This is a genomic window from Microbacterium sp. LWH10-1.2 (assembly GCF_038397765.1).
GTDB lineage: Bacteria > Actinomycetota > Actinomycetes > Actinomycetales > Microbacteriaceae > Microbacterium > Microbacterium natoriense.
Window position 1 is genome coordinate 3,137,390 of sequence record NZ_CP151638.1, and the last position, 23,897, is coordinate 3,161,286.

19 protein-coding genes are annotated in these 23,897 nt (G+C 69.0%); 8 read left to right on the forward strand and 11 right to left on the reverse strand.

The features are described 5' to 3' along the window. Positions 1 to 13: 13 nt before the first annotated feature. The 9 genes from MRBLWH10_RS14775 to MRBLWH10_RS14815 all read right to left on the reverse strand — a co-directional run bounded on the left by MRBLWH10_RS14775 (position 14) and on the right by MRBLWH10_RS14815 (position 8,137). Positions 14 to 580 carry a TetR family transcriptional regulator gene (locus tag MRBLWH10_RS14775; RefSeq protein WP_341940490.1) on the reverse strand — a complete coding sequence of 189 codons (567 nt, stop codon included), beginning with the start codon at positions 578 to 580 and terminating at the stop codon, positions 14 to 16. A gap of 241 nt (positions 581 to 821) precedes the next feature. Beyond that, entirely contained in the window at positions 822 to 1,991 is a 1,170-nt protein-coding gene (locus MRBLWH10_RS14780; protein ID WP_341940491.1) for a Gfo/Idh/MocA family oxidoreductase, read from the reverse strand. Between the two features lie 42 nt (positions 1,992 to 2,033). Beyond that, positions 2,034 to 3,080: a LacI family DNA-binding transcriptional regulator gene (locus MRBLWH10_RS14785; protein WP_341940492.1), complete on the reverse strand. Its 1,047-nt coding sequence runs from the start codon at positions 3,078 to 3,080 to the stop codon at positions 2,034 to 2,036. A 3-nt stretch (positions 3,081 to 3,083) separates the two neighbouring features. Next, positions 3,084 to 3,977, reverse strand: a complete 894-nt coding sequence (locus tag MRBLWH10_RS14790; RefSeq protein ID WP_219844632.1) for a carbohydrate ABC transporter permease — start codon at positions 3,975 to 3,977, stop codon at positions 3,084 to 3,086. Further along, positions 3,970 to 4,929, reverse strand: coding sequence for a sugar ABC transporter permease (locus MRBLWH10_RS14795; RefSeq protein ID WP_341940493.1), 960 nt, complete (start codon positions 4,927 to 4,929; stop codon positions 3,970 to 3,972). Before MRBLWH10_RS14795 ends, MRBLWH10_RS14790 begins: the two co-directional genes overlap by 8 nt. A gap of 6 nt (positions 4,930 to 4,935) precedes the next feature. Further along, entirely contained in the window at positions 4,936 to 6,210 is a 1,275-nt protein-coding gene (locus tag MRBLWH10_RS14800; RefSeq protein WP_341940494.1) for a sugar ABC transporter substrate-binding protein, read from the reverse strand. A 226-nt stretch (positions 6,211 to 6,436) separates the two neighbouring features. Further along, positions 6,437 to 6,796: a CrcB family protein gene (locus MRBLWH10_RS14805; protein WP_341940495.1), complete on the reverse strand. Its 360-nt coding sequence runs from the start codon at positions 6,794 to 6,796 to the stop codon at positions 6,437 to 6,439. Next, complete coding sequence (locus MRBLWH10_RS14810; protein ID WP_341940496.1) at positions 6,793 to 7,161, reverse strand: CrcB family protein; 369 nt, start codon at positions 7,159 to 7,161, stop codon at positions 6,793 to 6,795. The genes MRBLWH10_RS14805 and MRBLWH10_RS14810 overlap by 4 nt, the downstream gene beginning before the upstream one ends. A gap of 196 nt (positions 7,162 to 7,357) precedes the next feature. Then, entirely contained in the window at positions 7,358 to 8,137 is a 780-nt protein-coding gene (locus MRBLWH10_RS14815; RefSeq protein WP_341940497.1) for a MerR family transcriptional regulator, read from the reverse strand. Positions 8,138 to 8,296: 159 nt separating this feature from the next. Here MRBLWH10_RS14815 and MRBLWH10_RS14820 point away from each other — a divergent pair, with 159 nt between their 5' ends. The 3 genes from MRBLWH10_RS14820 (at position 8,297) to MRBLWH10_RS14830 (ending at position 12,353) form a co-directional block, all read left to right on the forward strand. Continuing rightward, positions 8,297 to 10,759 (forward strand): glycogen/starch/alpha-glucan phosphorylase, encoded by a 2,463-nt coding sequence (locus tag MRBLWH10_RS14820; protein ID WP_341940498.1) that lies wholly within the window; start codon positions 8,297 to 8,299, stop codon positions 10,757 to 10,759. A 131-nt stretch (positions 10,760 to 10,890) separates the two neighbouring features. Beyond that, the gene (locus tag MRBLWH10_RS14825) at positions 10,891 to 11,730 is read left to right on the forward strand and encodes a DUF4097 family beta strand repeat-containing protein (RefSeq protein WP_105676711.1); all 840 of its coding nucleotides are present in this window, start codon (positions 10,891 to 10,893) and stop codon (positions 11,728 to 11,730) included. Continuing rightward, complete coding sequence (locus tag MRBLWH10_RS14830; RefSeq protein ID WP_341940499.1) at positions 11,727 to 12,353, forward strand: PadR family transcriptional regulator; 627 nt, start codon at positions 11,727 to 11,729, stop codon at positions 12,351 to 12,353. The genes MRBLWH10_RS14825 and MRBLWH10_RS14830 overlap by 4 nt, the downstream gene beginning before the upstream one ends. A gap of 113 nt (positions 12,354 to 12,466) precedes the next feature. Here the strand turns inward: MRBLWH10_RS14830 and MRBLWH10_RS14835 are convergent, their stop codons facing one another. After that, positions 12,467 to 13,009, reverse strand: coding sequence for a universal stress protein (locus MRBLWH10_RS14835; RefSeq protein WP_341940500.1), 543 nt, complete (start codon positions 13,007 to 13,009; stop codon positions 12,467 to 12,469). Positions 13,010 to 13,158: 149 nt separating this feature from the next. On the opposite strand from MRBLWH10_RS14835, the gene MRBLWH10_RS14840 reads away from it, so the two are divergent. The 5 genes from MRBLWH10_RS14840 (at position 13,159) to erm (ending at position 18,348) form a co-directional block, all read left to right on the forward strand. After that, entirely contained in the window at positions 13,159 to 13,350 is a 192-nt protein-coding gene (locus MRBLWH10_RS14840) for a DUF3073 domain-containing protein (protein ID WP_045256918.1), read from the forward strand. Between the two features lie 472 nt (positions 13,351 to 13,822). Continuing rightward, on the forward strand, positions 13,823 to 15,133 hold the full coding sequence (locus MRBLWH10_RS14845; protein ID WP_341940501.1) for an extracellular solute-binding protein: 1,311 nt from the start codon (positions 13,823 to 13,825) through the stop codon (positions 15,131 to 15,133). A 90-nt stretch (positions 15,134 to 15,223) separates the two neighbouring features. After that, positions 15,224 to 16,195 (forward strand): sugar ABC transporter permease, encoded by a 972-nt coding sequence (locus MRBLWH10_RS14850; RefSeq protein ID WP_341940502.1) that lies wholly within the window; start codon positions 15,224 to 15,226, stop codon positions 16,193 to 16,195. Beyond that, positions 16,195 to 17,115: a carbohydrate ABC transporter permease gene (locus MRBLWH10_RS14855; protein ID WP_105676707.1), complete on the forward strand. Its 921-nt coding sequence runs from the start codon at positions 16,195 to 16,197 to the stop codon at positions 17,113 to 17,115. The genes MRBLWH10_RS14850 and MRBLWH10_RS14855 overlap by 1 nt, the downstream gene beginning before the upstream one ends. Positions 17,116 to 17,580: 465 nt before the next feature. Continuing rightward, positions 17,581 to 18,348: a 23S ribosomal RNA methyltransferase Erm gene (erm, locus tag MRBLWH10_RS14860; protein ID WP_341940503.1), complete on the forward strand. Its 768-nt coding sequence runs from the start codon at positions 17,581 to 17,583 to the stop codon at positions 18,346 to 18,348. A gap of 265 nt (positions 18,349 to 18,613) precedes the next feature. Here erm and MRBLWH10_RS14865 read toward each other — a convergent pair whose 3' ends face one another. Beyond that, complete coding sequence (locus tag MRBLWH10_RS14865; protein WP_341940504.1) at positions 18,614 to 23,815, reverse strand: endo-alpha-N-acetylgalactosaminidase family protein; 5,202 nt, start codon at positions 23,813 to 23,815, stop codon at positions 18,614 to 18,616. Positions 23,816 to 23,897 lie beyond the last annotated feature (82 nt).

A 23,897-nucleotide genomic window follows, 5' to 3' on the forward strand; every position in this document is an offset into this window, starting at 1 on the left:
GCGGTTCTCTCGGTTAGGCGGATGCTGCGGCTGGTGTCAGGATTCCGGCGAGGGCGTCGCGGATGAGGCCCTCGCCGAGCGGTTCGTCGTGGATCTGGGCGTGCCAGAGTACGCCGTCGATGAAGACGGCAGCTGCCCTGGCTCGGTCCGGACCGTGAACGGGTGCGATGAATCCGACCACCTCGTCGGACCAGTGTCGTGCGAGTTCGCGCACGCGGGGATCGTGGACGGCCGCGGTGACCACCGCGCGGTCGGCCTGCACGGCGCGCGCGTCTTCGAGCCCCTGATGGATCAGGTGCGCGAGACCGGCGGGGGTGACGCCGTCGGCGACGACGGCCTCGCGCGTGATCTCGATGCGCTCCTCGACCTCGGCGACGAGCGCGCCGAGGGCCGCATCGCGCAGGTCGTCGAGCGTGGCGAAGTACTGGGTCGTGGCGCCGAGGGGCACTCCGGCGCGCGCGGCGACCTTGCGGTGCGAGACCGCGTCGACCCCGATCTCGACGATGAGCTCGGCGGCGGCGGTCACGATCTCGCGACGGCGCGCCTCAGGGTCGCGTCTGCGGCGCGTTCCCTCGGTCATCCGAACCCCCTGTACGTGCGTACATGTACGTTTGTACAGTTTCGGATTGTGAGGACGCTGGGAGATCAGGTTCGAGAGCACCCGGTCGTTGAGCGAGGGAGCGCAGCGACCGAGACGAAACGCCCGCACCCGCACGACACTCCGTTTCGTCTCGCTGCGCTCGCTCGACGACCGGAGAAGGGCAGCACTCCCGGTCGTTGAGCGAGGGAGCGCAGCGACCGAGACGAAACGCCCGGGAGTGCTACGCCACCTGGCCTCGTTCGAAGTAGGCGACGAGGTCGGGATCGAGCGCGGGGACCTCGATGGCCGAGCCGTCACCGCGGAGGGACTGCGTGGCGAGGATGCCGGCGGCCACGGCCTCACGGGCCGCGACCGGTGACGTCTCGGTGAGCCCGCCGTCGCGCACGAACCGCAGGAACTCGGCCACGAGCAGCGCGTCGGCGCCGTCGTGTCCGGCATCCGGCACCTCGGGGACGATGAACGTCTCGTCGGCGTCCGCGGCGCCGCGGTGGCGTCGGTTCCACAGCCTGACCTCGCTGCCCGCGGTGTCGCCGAAGTTCTCGATGCGCCCCTCGGTGCCGATCACCGTGTAGTTGCGCCAGTAGTCGGGCGTGAAGTGGCACTGCTGGTACGAGGCCATGATGCCGCCGGTGAGCCGCATGTTGACCATCGAGATGTCCTCGACGTCGACCACGGGGTGCAGCCCGGTGAGCGAGGCGGGGGGCCAGTTGTCGAGGCTGAACCAGTCCGGCATCCGCTCCCCCGTGCGCTCCCGGCGGTCGGCGATGTCGCCGTACACGCTGAGCTCGCCCATCGCCGCGACCCGCTCGGTGTAGGCGCCGGCGAGCCAGTGGATGATGTCGATGTCGTGCGCGCCCTTCTGCAGGAGAAGGCCCGTGGTGCGCCGACGGTCGGCGTGCCAGTCCTTGAAGTAGTAGTCGCCGCCGTGCCCGACGAAGTGGCGCACCCATACGGCCTTGACGTCGCCGATCCGCCCGTCCTGGATGAGGCCGCGCATGAGCGTGATCACGGGCATGTGCCGCATGTTGTGGCCGATGTAGAGGCGGCTGCCGGTGCGGCGGGCGGTCTGCAGCATGGCGTCGGCGTCGGCGAGGTCGATCGCGAGCGGCTTCTCGCAGAACACCGCGACGCCGGCTTCGAGCGCGCGGATGCTGAGCGCCGCATGCGTGTCGTCGGGGGTCAGCACCATCACGGCGTCCACGCCCGAGGCGAGGAGCTCGTCGAGGGAGTCGGTCACGAGAGCGTCGGGGACGAGGCGGCGGGCGTCGACGCGGGCGCGCTCCGACGGGTCGCAGATCGCGGTGATGCGCGACCCCTCGTCGGGCCGCTGCACCTCCTCGCGGAGTGTGGCGCGCGCGCCGAAGCCGATGATGCCGATCTTGAGATCCACAGTGGTCCTTCTGAGAGTGATGCGGGCTGAGGCGCGACGCCGTCAGCGGGTTGCCGGGGCGTCGAGGTCGGTCGACCCGCCGGGGAAGAGCGACCATTCGAACTCGTGGAGCCGGCCGGGCCGGTCGTCCACGCCGAGAGCACGGTCGATGATGATGCGGGCCTGCCGCTCGTAGAAGTCGGTCGGGCCGACGGTGGTGAGCGTGGGGGCGATCAGACGCGCGTCCGGGGTGTTGCCGACGCCGATCACCGCGACGTCGTGGGGCACGCGCAGGCCCAGCATGTGGGCCGCGTTGATCGCCGCGATCGCCGCGAAGTCGGTGGTGGCGTAGATCGCGTCCGGCCGGTTCTCGCCGGAGAGGAGCCGCACGGCCGCCGCGAAGGCACTGGCCTGCGTCTCGGCGTAGGTCTCGACCCAGCGCGGGTCGACCTCGATGCCCGCCGCAGCCATCTTCTCGACGTACGGCGTGTACCGCGTGACCTGCGTCGACGCGAGGCGCACGGCGCCCTCCGCCGCGAGGCACCCGATCGCCGTGCGCCGCTCGAGGAGGTGGTCCATGGCGATCTCGCATCCGGGTATCGCGTCGGAGCGCACGACGTCGAACCCCTGCGGCTCGAGGTGCTCCGAGAAGACGACCAGCCGCTGACCGCGGCTCACCAGATCGCGCAGCTTCTGCGTCGCGGCCTCGTCGAGGCCGACGCCGTCCAGGTAGGCGACGTCGCTCTCGACGCGGTCGAGAGCCGCATGCCAGTCGCCGTCCGCGAGGATCAGCGTCGTGAGGCCGTGCCTGTTCGCCTCGACGTTCACGGCATCCGCCACCGCCAGCGACCACGGGTCGCTCAGCATGTGCAGAGACAGCTGCACCATGCCGCTGCGACCGGTGCGGATGGCCCGCGCGGCGCTGTTGGGACGGTAGTTGAGCTCTTCGGCGGCGGCGAGCACCCTGGCGGCGGTCGCCTCGGCGGCGCCTGCCCCCGAGGCGCCCGCACGTCCGGACAGCACGTACGAGACCGTGGCCGTGGAGACCCCCGCGCGCTCCGCCACCATCCGCAGCGTGGGGCGGCGGGAGTCGTTCTTCGTGCGCGGCATGTGTCAGCCCTTCGATCCGCTGAACGCGATGCCCTGGATGAACTGCCGCTGCAGGATCATGAAGGTCACGAGCATGGGCAGGGTCGCCAGCAGCGAGCCGGCCATCAGCACCGGGTAGTCGGTGCCGTGGATGCCGACGAGCTGCGAGAGCCCCACCGACAGCGGCATCTTGGCCGGGTCGGTCGTCACGATCAACGGCCAGAGCAGATCGTTCCAGGACCACAGCACAGTGAACACCACGAGAGCGATGATGCCAGGCTTCGCGAGCGGAACCATGATCCGCCAGAAGGTCTGCCACGGATTCGCCCCGTCGATGCGCGCCGCCTCTTCGAGTTCGGCGGGCATCGACATGAAGAACTGGCGCATCAGGAAGGTGCCGAAGGCGCTGAAGATGCCGGGCACGATCAGCGCCTGCAGGGTGTTGAGCCAGCCGAGCGACTGGACGATCTCGTACTGCGGCAGCAGGTAGAGCTGCGAGGGGACCATCAGCACCGACAGGAACACGACGAACAGCGCGTTGCGACCGGGGAAGGGGATGCGGGCGAACGCGTACCCCGCCATGGTGCACAGCACGACCTGTCCGACCGTGCGGCCGACCGTGAGGAGCACCGAGTTCAGGAACATCTGCGCGAACGGCATCGAGTCGAAGACCTCGGCGAAGTTCGTGAAGACCCACTCCCTCGGCAGGAACGACGGCGGAACCTGCACCGAGTCGGACAGCGTCTTGAACGAGGTCAGCAGCTGCCAGATGAACGGGAACACCATCAGCACGGCGCCGACGAGCAGCACGATGTGCACGGCCCAGAGGCCGGGGTTCTTCGGCTTCCCGACGCGGCCGCTCGCACGGCCGGCCGGTGCGCCGATGACGGCGCGGGTGTCGAGCGAGACGTCACTCATAGTGCACCCACCTCTTCTGCAGACGGAACTGGACGACCGTGAGCAGCAGGATGATCACGAGGAGCAGGAAGGCGATGGCCGCGGCGTACCCGCGGTCGTTGTCGAGGAAGCCCGCTTCGTAGAACAGGTAGACCACGGTGCGGGTGTTCGGCATCGCCGGGTTGCTGCGGCCGAGCATCATGTAGATCAGGTCGAACACCTGCAGCGCGCCGATCACGCTGATCACGCTGACGAAGAAGATCGACGGCGACAGCAGCGGGATCGTGATGGAGAAGAACTTGCGCACGGGGCCGGCCCCGTCGAGGTCGGCAGCCTCCATGATCGTGTCGGGGATGCCCTGCAGCCCCGCGAGGAAGATCACGATGTTGGTGCCGAGCCCCGCCCAGATGCCGACGACGGCGATCGCGACGAGGGCGGTGTTCGGGTCGGTGAGCCAGCTGCGGCCGTCGATGCCGATCGCTCCGAGCGCCGCGTTGAGCACTCCGTAGTCGCCGTTGTAGATCATGCGCCACACCAGCGCGATCGCGGCGGGCATCGTGACGACGGGGATGAAGTACAGCGTCCGGTAGGCGCTGCGCCCCTTGAGCCCGGTGGTGTTCAGCAGGGCCGCGATCGCGACGGCCAGGGGGATGCCGATGAGGGCGATGACCGTGTAGATCGCGGTGTTGCGGAGGGCCCCGATGAGCTCGGGGTCCTGGAAGAGACGGGCGTAGTTCTCGATTCCCACCCACTCCGAGCCCCCGAAGGGTCCCGACTTCGTGAACGAGATGATGAGGGTGCGCACGGTCGGCCACAGGTAGAAGACCGCGATGCCGAGGGCGGTCGGTCCGATGAAGACCAGCGCCCACCAGGGGGAGGCCCCGGGGTTGCGCCGTCGGCGGCGGATGCCGGGGCTGGGGACCGCCGGCATCCGCTCTTCCGACGTGCGCGCGTGGGGCGCGACGACGCTCATGCGCGGCTACTTCTGCTCTGCGTCCAGCGCGGCCTGCATCTTCGCGGCGAGGTCCTTGAGGCCGGCCGCGGGCGTCACGGCGCCCGACCAGACCTGCGACAGGATCTCGCTCTCGATGCTCGTCCACGCCGACGTGTTCTTCGAGACCGGGTAGGGCACCGCGGTGTCGAGGGCGTCGATGTAGACCTGCAGGTCGTACTGCGGCAGGGCGTCGACCCAGGCCTGCTGGGTGCCGTTGAATGCGGGGATCACGGTGCCGGTCTCGGCCTGGATCTTGGCGGCCTTCTCACCGGAGGCGAAGGCGGCGAACTCCTGGGCCTCTGCGAGGTGCGCGCTCTTCGCGTTGGCGACGTTGCCGACGCCGTGGATCACGCTCTGGTTGCCCTCGGGGCCCGCGGGGAGCGGTGCGACGTTCACCTTCGCGCCGATGTCCTTGTTGTCGGCGTAGGCGATCGCCGCCCAGGAGCCGTTCTGGAACATCGCGACCTTGCCGGAGAGGAAGAAGTCCTCGGGGTTCGTGTCGGTCATCTGCTGCGCCGTGGGAGACGACCCGGCCTCGATGAGGTTGGTCCAGAGCTCGATGCCCTTGAGCGCCTCGGCCGAGCCGTAGCCGCTCTTCGTGCCGTCGGCCGAGATGACCTCCCCGCCCGCCTGGGCGATCGAGTTGTAGTAGTTCTCCTGGCCGTACTGGCTGGCGGCGACGCCGTACTGGCCCTTGGACGGGTCGGTGAGCTTCGCGGCGGCGGCCGTGAAGTCGTCCCAGGTCCAGCCCGCGCTCGGGTACGCGACCCCGGCGGCGTCGAAGAGCTCCTTGTTGTACCAGAGGGCGACGGTGTCGAAGTCCTTCGGGGCGCCGTAGAGCTTGCCGTCGTAGGTGTAGAGGTCGATGAGGCCCTGCGGGTAGTCGGAGGCGTCGATGCCCGAGTCGTCGAGGGGGGCGAGCTGCCCGTTGGATGCGTACAGCTGGAAGTTCGGGCCGTTCATCCAGAACACGTCGGCCGCGGATCCGCCGGTCGCCGCGGTCTGGAGCTTGGTGAAGTACTCCTTGTACGGCGTGACCTGGATGTCGATCGTGACGTTCGGGTGCTCCTTGGTGAACGCCGTGGCGATCTCCTCCATCGCGGGCTTCTGGTTCTCGTCCCAGATCCCGTAGCTGAGGGTGATGTCGCCGCCCGACGATCCGGAGTCGCCCCCGGTCGAGGGCGAGCACGCGCTGAGCGCGAGGACGGCGACCGCGGATGCGGCGAGGGCGCCGACGGTGCGGCGGGGAAGGCGAGCCATGGTGTCTCCTTTGACGGTGCGTGGGTGCGCGGGGGTTCGGGTTTCTGGACCCGGGCGAAGAGGTCTGTTAATCGATTAGCAGTTAAACGATTAGCAAGAATGTACCCGGTCACGCGTCACGAGCGCAACCATCAGTTGCAGGGGCCCCGCCCGCGGCATCTCCTCCTGCCGCCGACGCCTCACCCGGCAGGCGGGGCATCGAGCAGGAAGAGGAGGGACGGCGGCGCTAGAGGGCGGCGCCGAGGGCGAGGCCGAGAGCGGCGGCCAGGAGGCCGAGCAGCAGCATGCCGATCGCGTTCAGAGCGGATGCCGGGCGCTCGCCGTCGCGCCACAGCGCGACCGTGTCGAGCATCGCCGTGCTGAACGTCGTGTAGCCGCCGAGCAGACCCGCCCCGAGCAGGAACGCCTGGTCGGGAAGAGCCGAGGTCACGAGCCCGAGGGCGAAGGAGCCGCTGAGGTTCACGACGAGGATGCCCCACGGGAACCGGCGTCCGGCGAACCGGGCGACGCCGAGGTCGACGAGGTAGCGCAGCACCGCTCCGACCCCTCCGGCGAGCGCCGCGGCGGCGAACATCAGCGGGTTCATGCGGCGACTCCTGCCCGGGGTCGGCCCAGCCTGAGCCCGAGGGCGACCGCCGCGACGCCGAGCACGAGGGATCCGGCCGCGTACGCGACTGCCGCGAGCGGAGCATCCGTCCAGAGCTGGACCGTGCCCGTCATGAACGCACTGTAGGTCGTGAAGCCGCCGAGCACGCCGGTGCCGAGGAGCAGCCGCAGATCGGTGGCGCGCGGCAGCCGCGCGGTGAGGATGCCGATCAGGAACGCCCCGACGACGTTCGCGATGAGCACCGGGAGTACACCGGCATCCGTCAGCAGGAGTCCGAGCGCGAGCCGTGCCGCCGTGCCCACGGTGCCGCCGAGGGCGACGAAGAACACACGGCGGAGGTTCACCCGTGCAACTGTAGTCGCGCGGACCAGGGCGCGTTTCGTCTCGTCGCTCAACGACCCGGCAGGGAGACACCCCACCGGTCGTTGAGCGAGCGCAGCGAGACGAAACGCACCCGGCGCGGGCCCGAGTCGTACGCAGCATGAAACGTCTCGTCTCGTCGCTGCGCTCCTCGCTCAACGACCGGCGGAGCAGCGCGGACTACAGGTTCGCCTCCGCGTAGACGCGCAGCGCGTCGCGGACGAACTCCGCGCCCTGGGCGCCACCGGCCGAGGTGGCGTAGTTGGCGCCGAAGCGCGGGTCGGCGACGTACATCTCACCGAGCCCGATCACGTACGCCTTCACGTCACCGCCGGGAACAGCCGCGGGGGTGCCGGGGATGCCGGTCAGCCACTCGACGTGGCGGCGCGCGACGTCTTGAGCCTCGGCGGATGCCGGGTCGATGCCGCTCTCCGCGGCGGCGATCCAGTCGCGTCCGAGATCGGACACGCGACGCTGCCAGTCGGAGCGCTCGGCGTCCGTCATCCCCCGCCACCAGCGGTCGCTGTCGGCGTAGGCCTTCTTGCCCCAGCGCTCCTCGACTTCGTCCTTGTACTGCGTGTGGTCGAAGCCGTCGAACATGTTCTCTGCCATCAGTTCTTCACCTCCTCTCAGTGCGTCGATGGTCGATTCGACCGACGCGATCTGCCGCGCCAGCCTTGCCTGCTCCTCGCGCAGCAGCGCGAGGTGCGTCTCGAGCGCGGAAGCCTCGGCCCGCTCCTGGGCGAGCACCTGCGCGATCTGCGGCAGGCCGAGGCCGAGCTCGCGCAGCAGCAGGATGCGCTGCAGCCGCACGAGCGCCTGCTCGTCGTAGTGCCGGTACCCGTTGGACGCGATGCGCGACGGCGTCAGCAGCCCGATGTCGTCGTAGTGACGCAGCGTCCTGCTGGTGGTGCCGGCGAGACTCGCGATCTCCTGGATGGACCAGTCACGAGCGGTCATTTCGCCCTCCTTCCGTGTCGATGCCTCCACGATAGAAGTTGACGCAACGTCAATGTCAACCGCACGTCAGAACCGGGATGCCGGGATGTCACGCAGACAACCGAAAAACGTAACGTCTTCGACATGTCCTCGACCCGACGGGGTCGCTACGGTCGAGGAGTGACCACCACGCACCCGCTCGACCTCGCCCCCGCGCACACTCCGGACGCCTTCGCCCACGAGTTCCTGCTGAACCTGAACTTCGACCGGGGCGTGACCCTCGCCGAGTCGAGCGCGAACGACCGCTATCTCGCCCTCGCCCACACCGTGCGCGACTATCTGATGGCCCGTTGGCTCGACGATCTCACCCGTCAGAAGCAGACCCAGGCCAAGGGCGTCTGCTACCTCTCGGCCGAGTACCTGCTCGGCCGTCAGCTCGACAACAACCTCCTCGCCGGCGGGCTCACCGACATCGCCGCGCAGGCCCTCGAGGGACTCGGCCTCAGCCTCGACGAGCTGCGCGGCCACGAGGTCGAGCCCGGTCTCGGCAACGGCGGGCTCGGCCGCCTCGCGGCCTGCTTCATCGACTCGCTGGCGACACTCGGCGTGCCCAACATCGGCTACGGCATCCGCTACGAGTACGGCATCTTCCGGCAGACGTTCATCGAAGGTCAGCAGGTGGAGCAGCCGGATGCCTGGCTCGCACTGGGCTCGCCGTGGGAGTTCGCCCGCCCTGAGGACGCGCAGACCGTCTCGTTCGGCGGACGCACCGAGAAGTACGACGACGACGGCGTGACCCGCTCCCGCTGGATCCCCGCGTGGAACGTGCAGGCCGTGCCGTACAACTACATGGTCCCCGGCTTCGAGAACGGCCGCGTGAACACCCTCCGCCTGTGGAGCGCCGTCGCGACGAACGCCTTCGACCTGCGCATCTTCAACTCCGGAGACTACGAGGAGGCCGTGCGCGCGCAGACCTACGCCGCGAACATCTCGAAGGTGCTCTACCCCGAGGACTCCACCCCGCAGGGCAAGGAGCTGCGCCTGCAGCAGCAGTACTTCTTCGTGGCGGCATCCATCCACGACTTCCTCGACAACATGCTCGCCGAGGGGTACGACCTGAACCGGCTGCCCGAGCGCGTGATCTTCCAGCTCAACGACACCCACCCGGTGATCGCGGTGCCCGAGTTCATGCGCGTGCTGATCGACGAGAAGAAGCTGGAGTGGGATGCCGCGTGGGCGATCACGCGGCAGTGCTTCGCGTACACGTGCCACACGCTGCTGCCGGAGGCGCTCGAGGTCTGGCCGGTCGACCTGCTCGGCAGGCTCCTTCCGCGGCACCTGGAGATCATCTACCGCATCAACGAGGAGTTCCTGGATGCCGTGCGCGAGCGCTACGGCGACGACGAGCTCCGCATCCGCAACATGTCGATCATCGCCGAGCATCCGGTCAGGTCGGTGCGGATGGCGTACCTCGCCACGGTCGCCGGAGCACGCGTGAACGGCGTCGCCGAACTGCACTCGCAGCTGCTGCGCGACAAGGTCCTCTCCGACTTCAGCGACTTCTACCCCGAGAAGTTCACGAACGTCACCAACGGCGTCACGCCGCGGCGGTTCCTCCGGCTCGCGAACCCCTCGCTCTCCTCGCTCATCACCGAGACGATCGGCGAAGGCTGGGTGACCGATCTGGAGCGCCTGCGGGAGCTGGAGCCCTTCGCCGACGACGCGTCGTTCCTCGCACGGTTCGCCGAGGTCAAGGCGGCGAACAAGAGGCGCCTGGGCGAGGTGCTGCGTGAGCGCGACGGCGTCGACGTGAGCGACGGGCACATGCTCGACGTGATGGTGAAGCGCCTGCACGAGTACAAGCGGCAGATGCTCAAGGTGCTGCACATCGTGTCGCAGTACGAAGGGGTGGTCTCGGGGCGGCTCTCGGCATCCGACCTGCAGCCGCGCACCGTGATCTTCGGGGCGAAGGCGGCGCCGGGGTACGCGATGGCGAAGCGCATCATCCATCTGATCAACGCCGTGGGCTCCGTCGTGAACGCCGACCCGCGCCTCGACGGCCGCCTGAAGGTGATCTTCCCGCCGAACTACAACGTCACCCTCGCCGAGCGGGTGATCCCCGCAGCCGACCTGTCGGAGCAGATCTCCCTCGCCGGCAAGGAGGCCTCCGGCACCGGCAACATGAAGTTCGCGCTCAACGGCGCGCTCACGATCGGCACCGACGACGGTGCGAACGTCGAGATCCGCGAGCTGGTGGGCGATGACGACTTCTTCCTGTTCGGCATGAGCGAGCCCGAGGTGTCGGCGCTGTCCGACCGCGGCTACCGGCCGAGCGAGTTCTACCAGGCCGACGAGGGGCTGCGCAGGGCGATCGACCTGATCGCCTCCGGAGCGTTCTCGCGCGGAGACCGCTCGGTGTTCGAGCCCGTCGTCTCCAACCTCCTCTACGAGGACCGCTTCATGGTGCTGGCCGACTACGCCTCCTACATGACGGCGCAGGAGCGGGTGGATGCCGCGTACCGCGACGCCGACGGATGGAACCGCTCCGCCGTGCTCAACGTCGCCCGCACCGGGTTCTTCTCGTCTGACCGCTCGATCCGCGACTACATCGACCGCATCTGGCATACGCCTCCCGTGATCTGACCGCCGTCTTCTCGGTCGTTGAGCGAGGCAGCGCAGCGACCGAGACGAAACGTCCCACTTGACAGACTCGCGTTATATCGTGTTACTCTTCTTAGACGCGATATAACGCGATTCCGAACAAGGAGAAGCACATGACCGAGAAGTGGCTCATCGCCCCTGGCGAGGAACGCGTCATCGACATCGAGAACATCAGCCGACTGAAGATCGGGCTCGTCGGCGGGCAGGTCGACGTGATCGCCCACGACGAACCCGGCATCCGCATCGAGGTGCACGGCGTCACCATCAAGGACCTGCGCATCGAGTCCTCCGACGGCGAGGTCGAGATCGACCACCCGCAGCTCGGCTGGGACAACTTCCTCGAGGTGTTCCGCAACTTCGGCTCCGGCGGCCCCAAGGCCGAGGTCAGCGTGGCGGTCCCCCGTGCGATCGCCCTCAACCTCGGCGTCGTCAGCGCGGGCGCGCTCGTCTCCGGCATCCGCAACGACGCCCGCCTCAACACCGTGTCCGGCGACATCATCGTCGACACCCTGATCGGCGACCTCACCGTGAACTCGGTCTCCGGAGACGTGCAGGTGCGCGGCCTGACCGGCTCGATCAACGCCAACAGCGTCTCGGGCGACGTCGCCGCCACGGGCACGATCCGCAAGGCGACCGTCGACAGCGTCTCCGGCGCGACCCTGATCGACGCCGCGGGAGACGTGAACTCGATCAACGTGAACACCGTGTCGGGCGGCACCACCGTGCGCCTCGACGAGTCGCTCGCCGCGAACTACGTGGTCCGCTCGATGAGCGGTCGGATCCTGATCGACGGCGTCGAGCGCGGATCCTCCGGCCCCAGCAACTACACCGGTTCCACGGGCGAGCTCGCCGGCCGCTTCGTCGACCTCCGCGCCAACTCGGTGTCGGGCGGCGTCACCGTGCTGCGTCGCGCGACCGCGTCGATCGCGAACGACGAGGAGTGGGACTCGTGAGCCCCGCGGTCTTCTCCCACGGCGACCTGCGCCTGTACCTGCTGTCACTCCTCGCGGAGTCCCCGCAGCACGGCTACGGGGTCATCCAGGCGCTGACGGATCGCACCGGGGGCACGTACACCCCGAGCGCCGGCACCATCTACCCGCGACTCGCGAAGCTCGAGGAGGAGGGCCTGGTCACCAAGACCGTCGACGGCCGCACCACGATCTACGCGATCACGGATGCCGGACGCGCCGAGCTCGCATCGCGCGAGGGCGACCTCGCCGGCATCGAGGCGGGTCTCACCGACTCCGTGCGGCTGATCGCGAACGAGGTGCGGCAGAGCGTGAAGGAGGCGATGAAGAGCCTCAGGGCCGACCTCGCCAGCGCCGAGCACGACGACCGCCAGGCGTCCAAGTCGCGCCCCCGCACGCCCGTTGACGACGAGCGCATCCTCAGCCGCGAGGAGATGCACAGGGCGGATGCCGTCATCAACGCGTTCCGCGCACGGGTGCGCACCGACCTCCGCACGCACATCGCGAAGGGCGGGACCCTTCCGGCGTCCGTCGTCTCCGATCTCGAAGACGGCCTGGATGCCGCCGCGAAGGGCGTGACCGCCGCCCTCGCCGGCCTGGGGCGCTGAGCGTCAGCCCCACACCGGTCGTCGAGCGAGCGCAACGGCACGAGACGCGGATTCAGTCGTATGACTGGATCCGCGTTTCGTCTCGGTCGCTCAACGGCCGAAGCCGAGGCGGGCTACTCGACCCAGATCTCCTTCTGGTCGTCGGGCACCGGCTCCTCCAGCGGGACGACGAGCACCGAGCGGTGCTGCCGGTGCGCGAGCCGCGCGGCGACGGAACCGGTGAAGAACTCCCTGATCGACTCGCCGATCCCGCGCTTGCGGGTTCCGACGACGATGAGCTGGGCATCGAGCTTGTTCGCGAGCTGCTTGATCGCGAGCGCCGGGTCGCCGACGAGCTGCCGTGCGGTCCAGGTCAGTCCCGTGCCGTCGAGTGCGGCGGAGGCGGTCGCCTGCACGGCCTCGAACTCGGCGGCTCCCGCTTCGAAGTTGATGTCGATCGGCGCCGAATGCACATAGCCGTCCGGGTCCTCGTACGTGACGAAACGGGTCACGTCGACGTGCACGACCACGAGCGGAGCGCCGAGCAGACGCGCGTACTTGACGGCCTCATCGAGGACGTGCTGTGACTGTCCGGGCTGCAGCCCGACGATCACCGCCTTCTGCAGGGCCGCGTTCTGCACGGCTTCCTCTCGTGGAGCAGAGGTGTTGTCGGTCATGAGGATCGCTCCCTTCACCAGGCTGGCCTCGGCCAGAGGGTCTTACCCGCGTGCTATTCTGAATGCTACTCTTACCGGCTTCAGGCCGGTGTCCTGAAACGCGTCGGGCCCCGTGTAGCCCGCAGCTAACTCGTGAGGGGGTCTCGCGCATGGGCCGTGGCCGTCAAAAGGCGAAGCACACCAAAATCGCCCGCGAACTCAAGTCGTTCAGTCCGTCAGTGAATTACTCGGCACTGGAACGCGAGCTCGGGCACCCGAGCGACGACTCGGAACCCGAGTACGTCGACAAGTGGGCAGATGAGTATGCCGACGAAGACGAGGACGAGCTAGAGAAGGCCTGACCGCCTCAGCTCGTCGTCTCCCCCGTGCGTTGCGCGGGGGTTTCGTCGTGCCCGGATGCCGGAGCGGATGCCGTGACCCGCGGCATCCCCTCGCCTTCCGGCCCCGTTTCGCGCCGACTCGTCGGCCGGGCTGTTCACGCCGCTCTGCCGCCCGGCCCGTTCGCGCTGCTCATCGCTGCACACGCTGTCGACACGTCTGCCGCGCCTACAGACTTCCGCAGCGCAACTCGCAAACCGACCGCGCGTGCGGACTCCCGCAGCGCAACCCGCGACACCTGCCGAAGGCACGGCATCCGGCACTATGTCAGCGCTCCCTTCCGTGTCGGGGAGACCGCATGTTTCGATTGCATTTCACAGCTTGTGAACGCAAACATTTTCTGATTTGATGTGCAATGTGATCGACGCCGCCCGCGGCGCCTGGCCCCCGCCCTGGGGCGATCCGCATGAACCTGACCTCAAAGAGGAGAACAGCATGGCACTCACCCCCCGCTTCACTCGCACCGCGGCGATCGTCGCGGTCGGTGCGGTCTCGGCCTTCGGCCTCGCGGCGTGCTCGTCCGGTGACACCGGCAGCGACGCATCCGGCGAGCCGATCACGATCGAGTACGTGCACCGCCTTCCCGACGGCGACGGCATGACCAAGGTCTCCGACATCGTGAAGCGCTGGAACGACGACCACCCCGACATCCAGGTCAAGGCCACGAAGTTCGACGGCAAGTCCAGCGACATGATCCTCAAGCTCGAGACCGACATCAAGGCCGGCAACGGCCCGTGCCTCGCGCAGACCGGCTACTCCGAGGTCCCCCAGCTGTACGTCAAGGGCCTGCTGCAGGACGTCGCATCCGAAGCCAAGAAGTACGAGGACAAGTTCTCCGCCGGCGCGTTCAGCGGCATGAAGGTCGGCGACGCGATCGTCGGACTCCCGCAGGACACCGGACCCCTCGTGTACTTCTACAACGAGACCGCGTTCGCGGCCCTCGGCCTGGAGGCCCCGAAGACCCTGGACGACCTGACCGCCGACTCGGCCACCGCCGCCGCCGCAGGCAAGTACGTCACCGCGTTCACCCCCGACGAGGCGCTGAACTGGCTCGCCGGCCAGTCCGCCGCCGCAGGCGACACCTGGTTCTCCACCTCGGGCGACAAGTGGAAGGTGGATGCCGAGGGCGAAGGCTCGCAGCGCGTCGCCGCGTTCTGGCAGGGCCTGCTCGACAACAAGCAGACCCTCGCGACCGAGCGCTGGGGCGAGGGCTTCACCGCCGCCCTCAACGACGGCAGCCTGATCGGCCACGTCGGCGCGGCCTGGGAGGCCGGCTTCCTGCTCGACTCGCTCGACGGCACCCCGGCCGAGGGCCAGTGGCGCGTCGCGCAGCTCCCCGACTTCGGCGCAGGCGCGCTGAGCGGCCCCGACGGCGGCTCCGGCGTCTCGGTCATGAAGGGCTGCAAGAACCCCAAGGAGGCCATGGAGTTCAACGCCTGGCTCAACACCCAGGTCGACGACCTGGCCTCGCAGGGGCTCGTCGTCGCCGCCAAGGGCAGCGTGAAGACCCCCGAGAAGATGCTGCGCCAGTTCGGCGGACAGGACGTCCTCGCCGAACTCGCGACCGCGACCGAGAACCTCAACCCGGACTTCCCCTACGCTCCGGGCTTCTCGACCCTGTCGACGATGAACGAGACCGCGGCCGCGGCCGTCGCCGGCACCGCGAAGGTGGCCGACATCTTCACCACCGCCCAGGAGACGGCCGTCGCCTCGCTGAAGGACCTCGGCCTCCCGGTCGCGGAATGACCCTCGGACAAGGCATCATCTGATGATCGACGGCGGAGTGCACACCACCACGGTGCACTCCGCCGTCGTCATGAAGCGAGAGGCGAAAGCATGGTCACCGTGACCGACAGCAGGGTCATCCCGAAGACCCCGACCCCGGCATCCGCACCCGCACGACGGCGGCGCTCCGGCATCCGACGCGAAGGACTCACCGGCTGGCTGTTCATGCTGCCGTTCGCGATCCTGTTCGTCGTCGTGTTCCTGGTCCCGATCATCGTGTCGGTGCGCTCGGCCTTCTTCGCCCAGGTCCCCGCGGGCGACGGACTCTACGGCGGCGGCGAGCTCGTCGACACCTTCGTGGGACTCGACAACCTGGTCATGGCCGCGACGAACAGTGCGTTCTGGGCCGGCATGGGCAGGGTCGTGCTGTTCGCGGTGATCCAGATCCCCGTCATGATCATCGGCGCCCTCGCTCTCGCGCTGCTGCTGGACTCCTTCATCGTGCGGCGCCCCGCACTGTTCCGTCTCTCCTTCTTCCTCCCCTACGCGGTGCCTGGCATCATCGCCGCGATGATGTGGCTGTACCTCTACACGCCCCAGGTCTCGCCGTTCCTGCCCTACCTCCCCGAGGGCACCGACCTGATGTCGCCCCAGACGATCCTGTTCTCGATGGCGAACATGACGACCTGGACCTACATGGGCTACAACATGCTGATCTTCCTGTCGGCGCTGCAGGCCGTGCCGCGCGACCTGTACGAGGCCGCGCGTCTCGACGGCGCATCCGGGTTCCAGGTCGCGATGCGCATCAAGGTCCCCCTCGTCCGCGGCGCCGCGCTGCTCGCCGTGCTGCTGTCGATCATCGGCACGATCCAGCTGTTCAACGAGCCGGTCATCATGGAGGCCGCGAACTCGTGGATGGGCAAGGACTTCACGCCGATGATGCTCACCTACAACTCGATGATGGGCGAGATCTCGCCGTCGGGCAGCGGCCCGGCATCCGCCTACTCCCTGCTCATGGCCCTGATCGCGGGCGTGCTCGCGGTCGTCTACGCACTGCTGCAGCGCCGGAAGGGTGACGCCTGATGACCACCACACGACTCCTCACGGTCGCCCCGGCATCCGCTCGCCGAGCGCGCAAGCCGCAGTCGGCGGATGCTCCACCCCCGTCGATCGCGCCCGGCCCCCTCGCGCGGACCTTCGGCATCATCGCGCTCGTCATCGCGACGCTGTACTTCCTGGTGCCGGTGTACTGGCTCATCGTCGCCTCGACCAAGAACAACACCGACCTCACGTCGACCTTCGGCTTCTGGTTCGCCGACTGGAACCTCGGCACGAACTACGACAGCCTCATGGGCTGGACCCAGGGGCTGTTCTGGCGCTGGGTGGGAAACTCGCTGTTCTACTCGGTGAGCGCCGGCGTCATCGGCACCCTGTTCGCGGTGATGGCGGGCTACGCGATCGCGAAGTTCGCGTTCCCCGGCAAGAGGATCGCGGTCGGCGTTATCATGGCGGGGCTGCTGCTGCCTGTCGCCCTGCTGACCGTGCCGCTGTACATCGAGTTCCACTCGCTGGGGCTCACGAACACGGCCTGGGCGATCATCATCCCCTCGGCGGTCTCGCCGTTCGGCGTGTTCCTCGGCATGGTCTACGCGCAGTCGTCGGTGCCGACCGAGCTGCTCGAGGCCGCGCGCATCGACGGCGCAGGAGAGGCGCGCATCTTCTTCACGATCGTCCTGCGCCTGCTCGGGCCCGCGATGGTGACGATCTTCCTGTTCATCTTCGTGGCCACGTGGAACAACTTCCTGCTGCCGCTCATGATGATCTCCAGCGCCGACCTGAAGCCCGTCACCCTCGGCCTCTACGGCATGATGAGCTACTTCTCCCCCGACAAGGGCGCGGTCATGCTCGGCGCCCTGCTCGGCGTCATCCCGCTGATCATCCTGTTCTTCACCCTGCAGCGGTACTGGCGCTCCGGCCTCGCGGCCGGCGCCGTGAAGGGCTGAGCCCCCTCCCCACGTGCGTGGCGGGGAGACCCTCCCCTCATCCCCGCCACGCCGGTTCGGGAGGAGAACGCGCGTTCGGGAGGAGAAAGCACGTTCAGGAGGAGCCTCCGCGCGGGATCCTCCTCCCGAGCGTGAGAACTCCTCCCGAAGCAGCGTCTCCTCCCGAGGGGGAGTTCTCCTCCCGAGCAGGGGCTCCCCTCCCGAGCAGGAGCTCCCCTCCCGACAGGGCGGATGCCGCGGCATCCGGCTCCTGTTAGAGTCGGGCTGTGGGAACAATATGCTCTGCGCCCGTGACGGGGCGCTTCTTCACCTTCCGCGACCGCCGCGCCTGACGGCGCGCTCGCATCCGCTCGATTGAGCGCGCCGTCCCTCCGAGACGTCATCACGCACCTCGGACGGGCGCTTCCGCATACCCGCGACCCGGCCTCTCCGCGGTGCTCCAGAACCTTCCCTTGGAGCGCTCCCATGCCTCGTTCCCTTCACGGCGGCCGCCATGAACTCGGCCAGAACTTCCTCATCCACCGACCGACCATCGACACCGTCATCGCCCTCGTCGACGCGACCACCGGGCCCATCCTCGAGCTCGGGGCTGGTGACGGCGCCCTCACGCGCCACCTCGCGTCGACCCGCCGGCCGCTCACGGCGATCGACCTCGACGAGCACCGGGTGCGGCGCCTCGCACGCGCCCTCCCGCGCGTGCGCGTCATGCACGCCGATGCGCTGAGGCATCCGCTCGACGCGCCCGTCGTCGTCGGCAACGTCCCGTTCCACCTCACGACGCCGATCCTGCGGCGCCTGCTCTCGGAGCGCCGGTGGGATCACGCCGTGCTCGTCACCCAGTGGGAGGTCGCCCGCAAGCGCGCCGGCGTCGGAGGCGGCACGATGATGACAGCGCAGAGCGCGCCGTGGTTCGAGTTCTCCCTGCGGGGGCGGGTGCCCAGTTGGGGATTCGCGCCGCGCCCCGGCGTCGACGGCGGCATCCTCACGATCACCCGTCGCGGATCGCCCCTCGTGCCGCACGCCGAGAGACGCGCGTACGAGAGGTTCGTCCGTGACGTGTTCACCGGGCGCGGCACCGGCATCGAGAGCATCGTCAGGCGGATCGCGCCGGTGAGTGCCATGACCGTTCAGCACGCCCTCGCCGCGGCGAAGGTGCCGCCTCGTGCACTGCCCCGTGACCTGGCCGCCGCGCACTGGGCATCGCTGTGGGCGGCGGTGCGCGGCGCGCGATGACCGCCTCCTCGGTGCGGCGTGGTGCGGTGCGGTGCGGTGCGACGGATCAAAAGTGCATCCGCCGGGCCAGCCCCAACGGCATTTCTGATCCATCTTCGCGCGACGCGGGAGCGGGACGGAACGAGACGGGACGGGACGGAACGAGACGGGACGGAACGGGACGGAACGAGACGGAACGAGACGGAACGAGACGGAACGGGACGGAACGCACGACGCGGCCCGGAGGAATCGTCCTCCGGGCCGCGTCGTGCTGCGGATCTGCGGGTCAGCTCAGCCGACGCCGCCTCGTCCACAGCACCGCACCGAGGGCCAGAAGACCCAGAGCGGATGCCGCCACGGCCGACCACAGCGAACCATCGGCTCCCGTCGTGGCGAGACCCGCCCCGGAGCCCGTGCCCGCACCGGGCGCGGACGTGACCGCCAGCCCGGCCGATGCGAGTTCGACGCCCTCGGCATCCGTCGCGACGAGCGTGTGGGCGCCCGCCGGGGTCGAGGCGGGAACCGTGATCGACAGCACCGCCTCGCCGTCATCGGACACCGTCGCCTCGCCGACCTTCACCGGCTCGGAGTGCAGCCACAGCTGCACGAGCTGACCGGGCTCGAATCCACCCAGCTGCACGGTCAGCGTGCCGCCGGAGCGCACCGTCCCGACCGACGGGGTGACCTTCGGGTCCTTGGCCGGCTTGGCCTTCTTGACCTTCAGCTCCGCGCTCGCGAGCTCGGCTCCAGAGCCGTCCTTCACGATGACGCGGTGCTTCCCGACTGCGGCATCCGCAGGGATCAGCAGCGGGGTGGTGAGCGCTCCGTCGGCGTCGACCGCGGCATCCGCGATCTTCACGCCGTCGAGCCAGAACGACACGGTCGAAGACGGGGCGAAGCCGGTCAGAGTGGCCCCGACCGTCTCTCCCGCCCGCACCGAATCGGCGTCGAGAGCGAGCGCCGGGTCGGTCGCGGGGGTGCACTCGCCCAGGTCGTCGGCCGGACGCGCCTTCGGGGCGTGGCCGTCCTTCGGCGCGGGCGTGCCGTAGATCGCCATCTCGGCGATCGCGGCGAACTGCGTTCCCGAGATCGACGAGGTCGCGGTGACCCTGACGTACCGTGCCGACACGGAGGCGAAGTCGACGTCCTGCCAGTCGGCGACGTTCTTCCACTCCCCCGTGGCGACGTCTGTGAACGTCGCGCCGTCGGTCGAGACCGCCACCTGGAAGCCCTTGATGGGGCCGTTCTGGTTGGCTCCGCGACGCAGGTACGAGATGCCGTCGACCTGCTCGGCGCTGCCGAGGTCGAAGGTCACCACGTGCGGGTACGACGTGGCGTTCGCGCTCCAGCGGCTGTGCCAGAAGGTGCCGGCCTCGCCGTCGAGCATGTTCGCGGCCTTTCCGTCCTCCCCCTCGGTCTCCTCGGAGTTCGCGGATGCCGTGATCTGCGCGTTCGGGATGCGAGCACGTGACGCGACCGAGGTCTGCTGCACGGTCGACACGGTGCGCACGTCGCAGTCGACGAGGTACGTCGCCGAGATGCCGATGTCGACCGCGGAGCCGGCCGCCGCGGCGGGCGCCGTGATCAGCCAGGTCGTCTCGACGCTCGCGCCGGGGGCGACCTCGTCGAACAGGTTCGACGAGCCGTCGGCCACCTCGACCGTGTACCCCTCGGGCAGCGCGAGCTGCACGCCGATGTTCTCGGCGGTCAGCGCCTCGCTGTTCGTGAAGGTCGTGGTGAACGTCGCCTGCGCTCCGGGGCTCAGCACGGCGGTGCCGCCGGAGACCGTCGCGCACGGCGTGCCGCCCGCGGTCGGTCCGAGGTCGGTGACCGTGAAGTCGTCGAGCACGAAGTCGACGTCGGGTCCGCCCGTGCGCTCGAGTCCGACCCAGGTGTAGTCGCCGCATCCGACGATCACGTCCTGGCTGAACGCCGTGGTCTCCAGCGCCTGGGCGATCGGCGTGCGGCTCAGCGTGGTCGAGGCGACCTCGCCGCCCGCGACGACATCCGTGCCGGTGAGCCAGCGGTAGGCGCCGCTCGCTCCCGCCTGGTAGTCGAAGCCGATGCGGTACGTGTGCCCGGCCTGCAGCGGCACGAGCGTGGGGTCGGTCCGGTAGACGATGCCGTTGTTCTCCGAGTGCGACATGAGCGAGTGCTCACCGGTCAGGGTCGAGTCGACCGCGAGACCCGCGAGCGCACCGCCGGGGGCGAACGGGGATGCCGTGTTGCGCCAGTCGCTGCTCGTGTACGGGTCGTGACGGCGGGAGATGCTCGTGCGGGGGTCGTTGATGCCGCCGGAGCTCCCCTTCACGAACGGCCCCCACCCGGCCTGGTTGCCCTCGAAGTCGTTCGAGTAGACGGTGCCCGCGGCTGCGGGAGCCGTGGTGTCGGTCATGATGCGCGCGTTGTCGATCCGCACCTTCGCGTCACCCGCGGCCGCAGACACCGAGACCGTCACCTGCCCGGAGGCCGGAGCGAGGAACGATGCCGTGCCGCGCTGGTAGTACTGCCCTGCCTTTGAGTCCGCAGCAGTGTAGTTGAACGTCGGGGAGAGGTTCCAGGTGCGCTGCACGGCGCCGGCACCGGTGTCGACCGCCACAGTGACGTCACGCGTCGCCGTCGGGTCGATCTGCACCTGCGCGGAGAACGAGTAGCGCTGGCCGGGGGTGAGCCCGGTCACGGTCTGGCTGATCGACGAGGCCGCCGCACCGAAGACCGCGATGTTGTCTCCGCGCGACTTGTTCTTGGCCGTGCCCTCGTTCGTGCGGGCCAGGGTCACATCGCCGCTCGGGTGCCAGACGTCGAGCGAACCGGAGTTGAAGCCGGGGTCGTCGAGGCCCGCGTCGTGGTACGTCACCGCGGCGCGCTGCGCTCCGCCCTGAGGCACGACGACGTAGGCCACGCCCTTGTCGCCGCTGATGGTGAGCTTTCCGCCGACCGCGTTCACCGTGCCGACCTTGACGCGGCCCTGGTCGCCCAGAGTGAAGACGTCGAAGGCGGTGTTGCCGCTGAAGGCGTCGGTGAGGCCGAACGTCTTCTCCCCGCCCGATGCGGAGTAGAAGTACATCTTGTCGGCATCTACCGGGGATCCGGCATCCGCGTTGGAGGCCAGCGACTGCCACGGCAGCAGGTAGGAGTCGCCGCGGAGCACCGTGGCGCCGTCCATCGTGATGACGCGCGTGCTGCCGTCCATCGAGATCTTCACGTCGTCGGTCAGCGTCGCGGCCTGCCCGGCCGTGTAGCTGAGCAGATCGAAGTGCTGGATGAACTTCGTCGGCAGGCTCTGGGTCCAGACGTTGTCGATGAAGCCGTCCCAGTTCTGGTTGCCGACCCAGCCCTCGGCGTCGACCAGGCGCTGCTGGCCGAGGAGGGCGTCGTTGTTCCAGATGTCGGCCTGGCCGTTCTGGATGAAGCGCACCATCGTGGAGTTGATGCCCTTGTTGGTCACTCCGCCATAGCTGAGGTCGTTGGGCCAGTGCGACCAGACCGTGTTGTCGACGAACTTGTCGCCCCACTCGGTCGCGACCTCGAGGCCCATGCCGTGCAGCTCGTCGGCGAGTTCCTCGGCGACCCAGCCGTTGGAGAAGTAGACGTCGATGTACACGCCGCTGAGGCCGGGGACCGCGTCGCGCAGCTGCTGGAACCGGTCGAGCACACGGCCCGAGCCGAGGTCGGCCTGCTGGTTGATGTAGTACGACTGGTCGAGCCAGTTCCAGCCCGGCTTGTAGGGTGCGGCGCCGTCGATGATGGCCGAGTCGAAGGCGTTCGCCTGCGGGTACATCTCGGTCGCGTTGACGTGCACGCTCATGTCGGCGTTGAGCTTCGCGCCCTCGTCGACGAGGTGGTTGAGGTCGCCCACGCCGCCGGCGCGCTCGTTGAAGTTGTCGCCGTAGTCGGTGTTGGCCGAGTCGTGGCCCTCGCTGCCGAAGCCCTTGTTGAGCACCCACTGCCCCAGGCCGTCGGTCTGGTTCGCGATGCGCTTGGTGTTGTCGAGCGTGAGGTCGAAGTAGTTCGTCGCACTGGAGGCGAAGTTGAACGGGATGCGGCTGACGACGCGCTCCGCGACCCTGTCGGCCCCGAGGCGCGGGGTGTCGACCTCGCGGTAGCGGATGCCGGCGTCCTGCCAGTCGACCGCTCCGTCGCCGTTGCGGTCGCCCGCGAACAGCACGGTGACCTTCGGCAGCTCGTATGTGGTGACGCGGCCGTCGACCGCGGTCGTCGGGTGGATCAGCCACGTGTTCGAGCCGATCTCGGCCGTGCGCCCGTCGGCCTCCGTCACGCGGGTGAGGAGGCGGCTGTTCCACGAGGGGGTGCTGCCTGATGCCTGCGTGGTGGCGTTGGTGATGACGCTGCCGACGACCTCGCCGTTGCCGAGGAACGCGAAGGACGCGCCCTTCTGCCCCGTCGCCGTCGTGCCGCTCAGAGCGATGTGCTCGTCGGCGTTCTTCGTGCTGTCGGGGCTGATCACGGTGCGGTCGAGCACCGAGCCGGCATCCGATGCGCTGGTCGACAGGAACGCGTTGTCGGGCAGGCCGAGGGTCGTGACCGGCGCGGTGCCGTCGACGCCCGTGACCGCGAAGGCGACGGTGCCGTCAGCGGCGACGCGGATGCTGCTGCGCACCGTCACGTCGACGCCGGTCAGGACCGAGACGTAGTCGATGCCGGATGCCGTCGACGTCGCCGTGGTCGTCGAGGCGTAGGAGGTGCCGTTGACGGCCCACTTGCCGCCCGACGTGCGCTGGCCGCCGATGGACGAGCCGCCGACCGCGTACCCCAGGATCTGCGGGAAGGTCTTCGACACGGTGGCCGTGGTGCCGCCGTTCGCGATCTGCACGGTCGCTCCGGCCGGCGGGGTGCCGGGGTCGGTGACGATCGGCGGAAGGGCCTGGTCGGAGAGGACCTCGATCTCGCCGGCGCCGCCGCCGTTGCCCGCGGGGTCCTGCGCGTCGAGCACGACGAGGGCGACGTAGCGCCCGGTCTTCGCCGTCGCGAGCTCGATGCGCTGCTTCTCGGTGTTGGCGGTGGGGGCGTGCAGGGTCGCCGTCCCCACGGCCGCACCCCACCCGCCGTCCTTCGGCGAGGTCGTCGCGACGGACGCGTCGTCTGTGACGTACACCTCGACGTTCTTCGCGTCGATGCGCTGGCCCTTCTTGCCCGAGTAGTCCAGCGCCTTCACGGAGATCGACCGCTGCAGGTCGATCGCCAGCCAGTGCGGAGCAGGGGCCGGGACCGTGTACCGCGAGACCCACTGCGTGGCGTAGTCGCCGTCGAAGGCCCCGAGGGCGGTGCCGTCGAGAGCAGGGGGCGCAGGGTACGCGTCCGACTCGCTGGACACCGCCGCCAGGCGGTACTCGGTCTTGGGCACGGGGATCAGGTCGGCTGCCTGTGCGGGAATCGCCTGCACGGCGACTCCGCCGAAGACGAGCACGCTGGTCAGCAGTGAGCTGACCGCGCGCGTCGCGCGGGGTGGTCGGGTATGAGTCGACACGTCTTACCTCTCGAACGGGAGGTGCTCGGAGAGAAAGACGCTCCGATGCGCCAGGGTGGAGTCATCGCTCGCACGATGTTTG

Excerpts from the sequence above, each read along its gene's own strand:
- MRBLWH10_RS14795 (WP_341940493.1), bottom strand. The coding sequence starts at position 4,929 with ATGAGCGTCGTCGCGCCCCACGCGCGCACGTCGGAAGAGCGGATGCCG.
- MRBLWH10_RS14835 (WP_341940500.1), bottom strand. The coding sequence starts at position 13,009 with ATGACCGACAACACCTCTGCTCCACGAGAGGAAGCCGTGCAGAACGCG.
- MRBLWH10_RS14800 (WP_341940494.1), bottom strand. The coding sequence starts at position 6,210 with ATGGCTCGCCTTCCCCGCCGCACCGTCGGCGCCCTCGCCGCATCCGCG.
- MRBLWH10_RS14825 (WP_105676711.1), top strand. The coding sequence starts at position 10,891 with ATGACCGAGAAGTGGCTCATCGCCCCTGGCGAGGAACGCGTCATCGAC.
- MRBLWH10_RS14850 (WP_341940502.1), top strand. The coding sequence starts at position 15,224 with ATGGTCACCGTGACCGACAGCAGGGTCATCCCGAAGACCCCGACCCCG.
- MRBLWH10_RS14845 (WP_341940501.1), top strand. The coding sequence starts at position 13,823 with ATGGCACTCACCCCCCGCTTCACTCGCACCGCGGCGATCGTCGCGGTC.
- MRBLWH10_RS14855 (WP_105676707.1), top strand. The coding sequence starts at position 16,195 with ATGACCACCACACGACTCCTCACGGTCGCCCCGGCATCCGCTCGCCGA.
- MRBLWH10_RS14775 (WP_341940490.1), bottom strand. The coding sequence starts at position 580 with ATGACCGAGGGAACGCGCCGCAGACGCGACCCTGAGGCGCGCCGTCGC.
- MRBLWH10_RS14790 (WP_219844632.1), bottom strand. The coding sequence starts at position 3,977 with ATGAGTGACGTCTCGCTCGACACCCGCGCCGTCATCGGCGCACCGGCC.
- MRBLWH10_RS14805 (WP_341940495.1), bottom strand. The coding sequence starts at position 6,796 with ATGAACCCGCTGATGTTCGCCGCCGCGGCGCTCGCCGGAGGGGTCGGA.
- erm (WP_341940503.1), top strand. The coding sequence starts at position 17,581 with ATGCCTCGTTCCCTTCACGGCGGCCGCCATGAACTCGGCCAGAACTTC.
- MRBLWH10_RS14840 (WP_045256918.1), top strand. The coding sequence starts at position 13,159 with ATGGGCCGTGGCCGTCAAAAGGCGAAGCACACCAAAATCGCCCGCGAA.
- MRBLWH10_RS14815 (WP_341940497.1), bottom strand. The coding sequence starts at position 8,137 with ATGACCGCTCGTGACTGGTCCATCCAGGAGATCGCGAGTCTCGCCGGC.
- MRBLWH10_RS14785 (WP_341940492.1), bottom strand. The coding sequence starts at position 3,080 with ATGCCGCGCACGAAGAACGACTCCCGCCGCCCCACGCTGCGGATGGTG.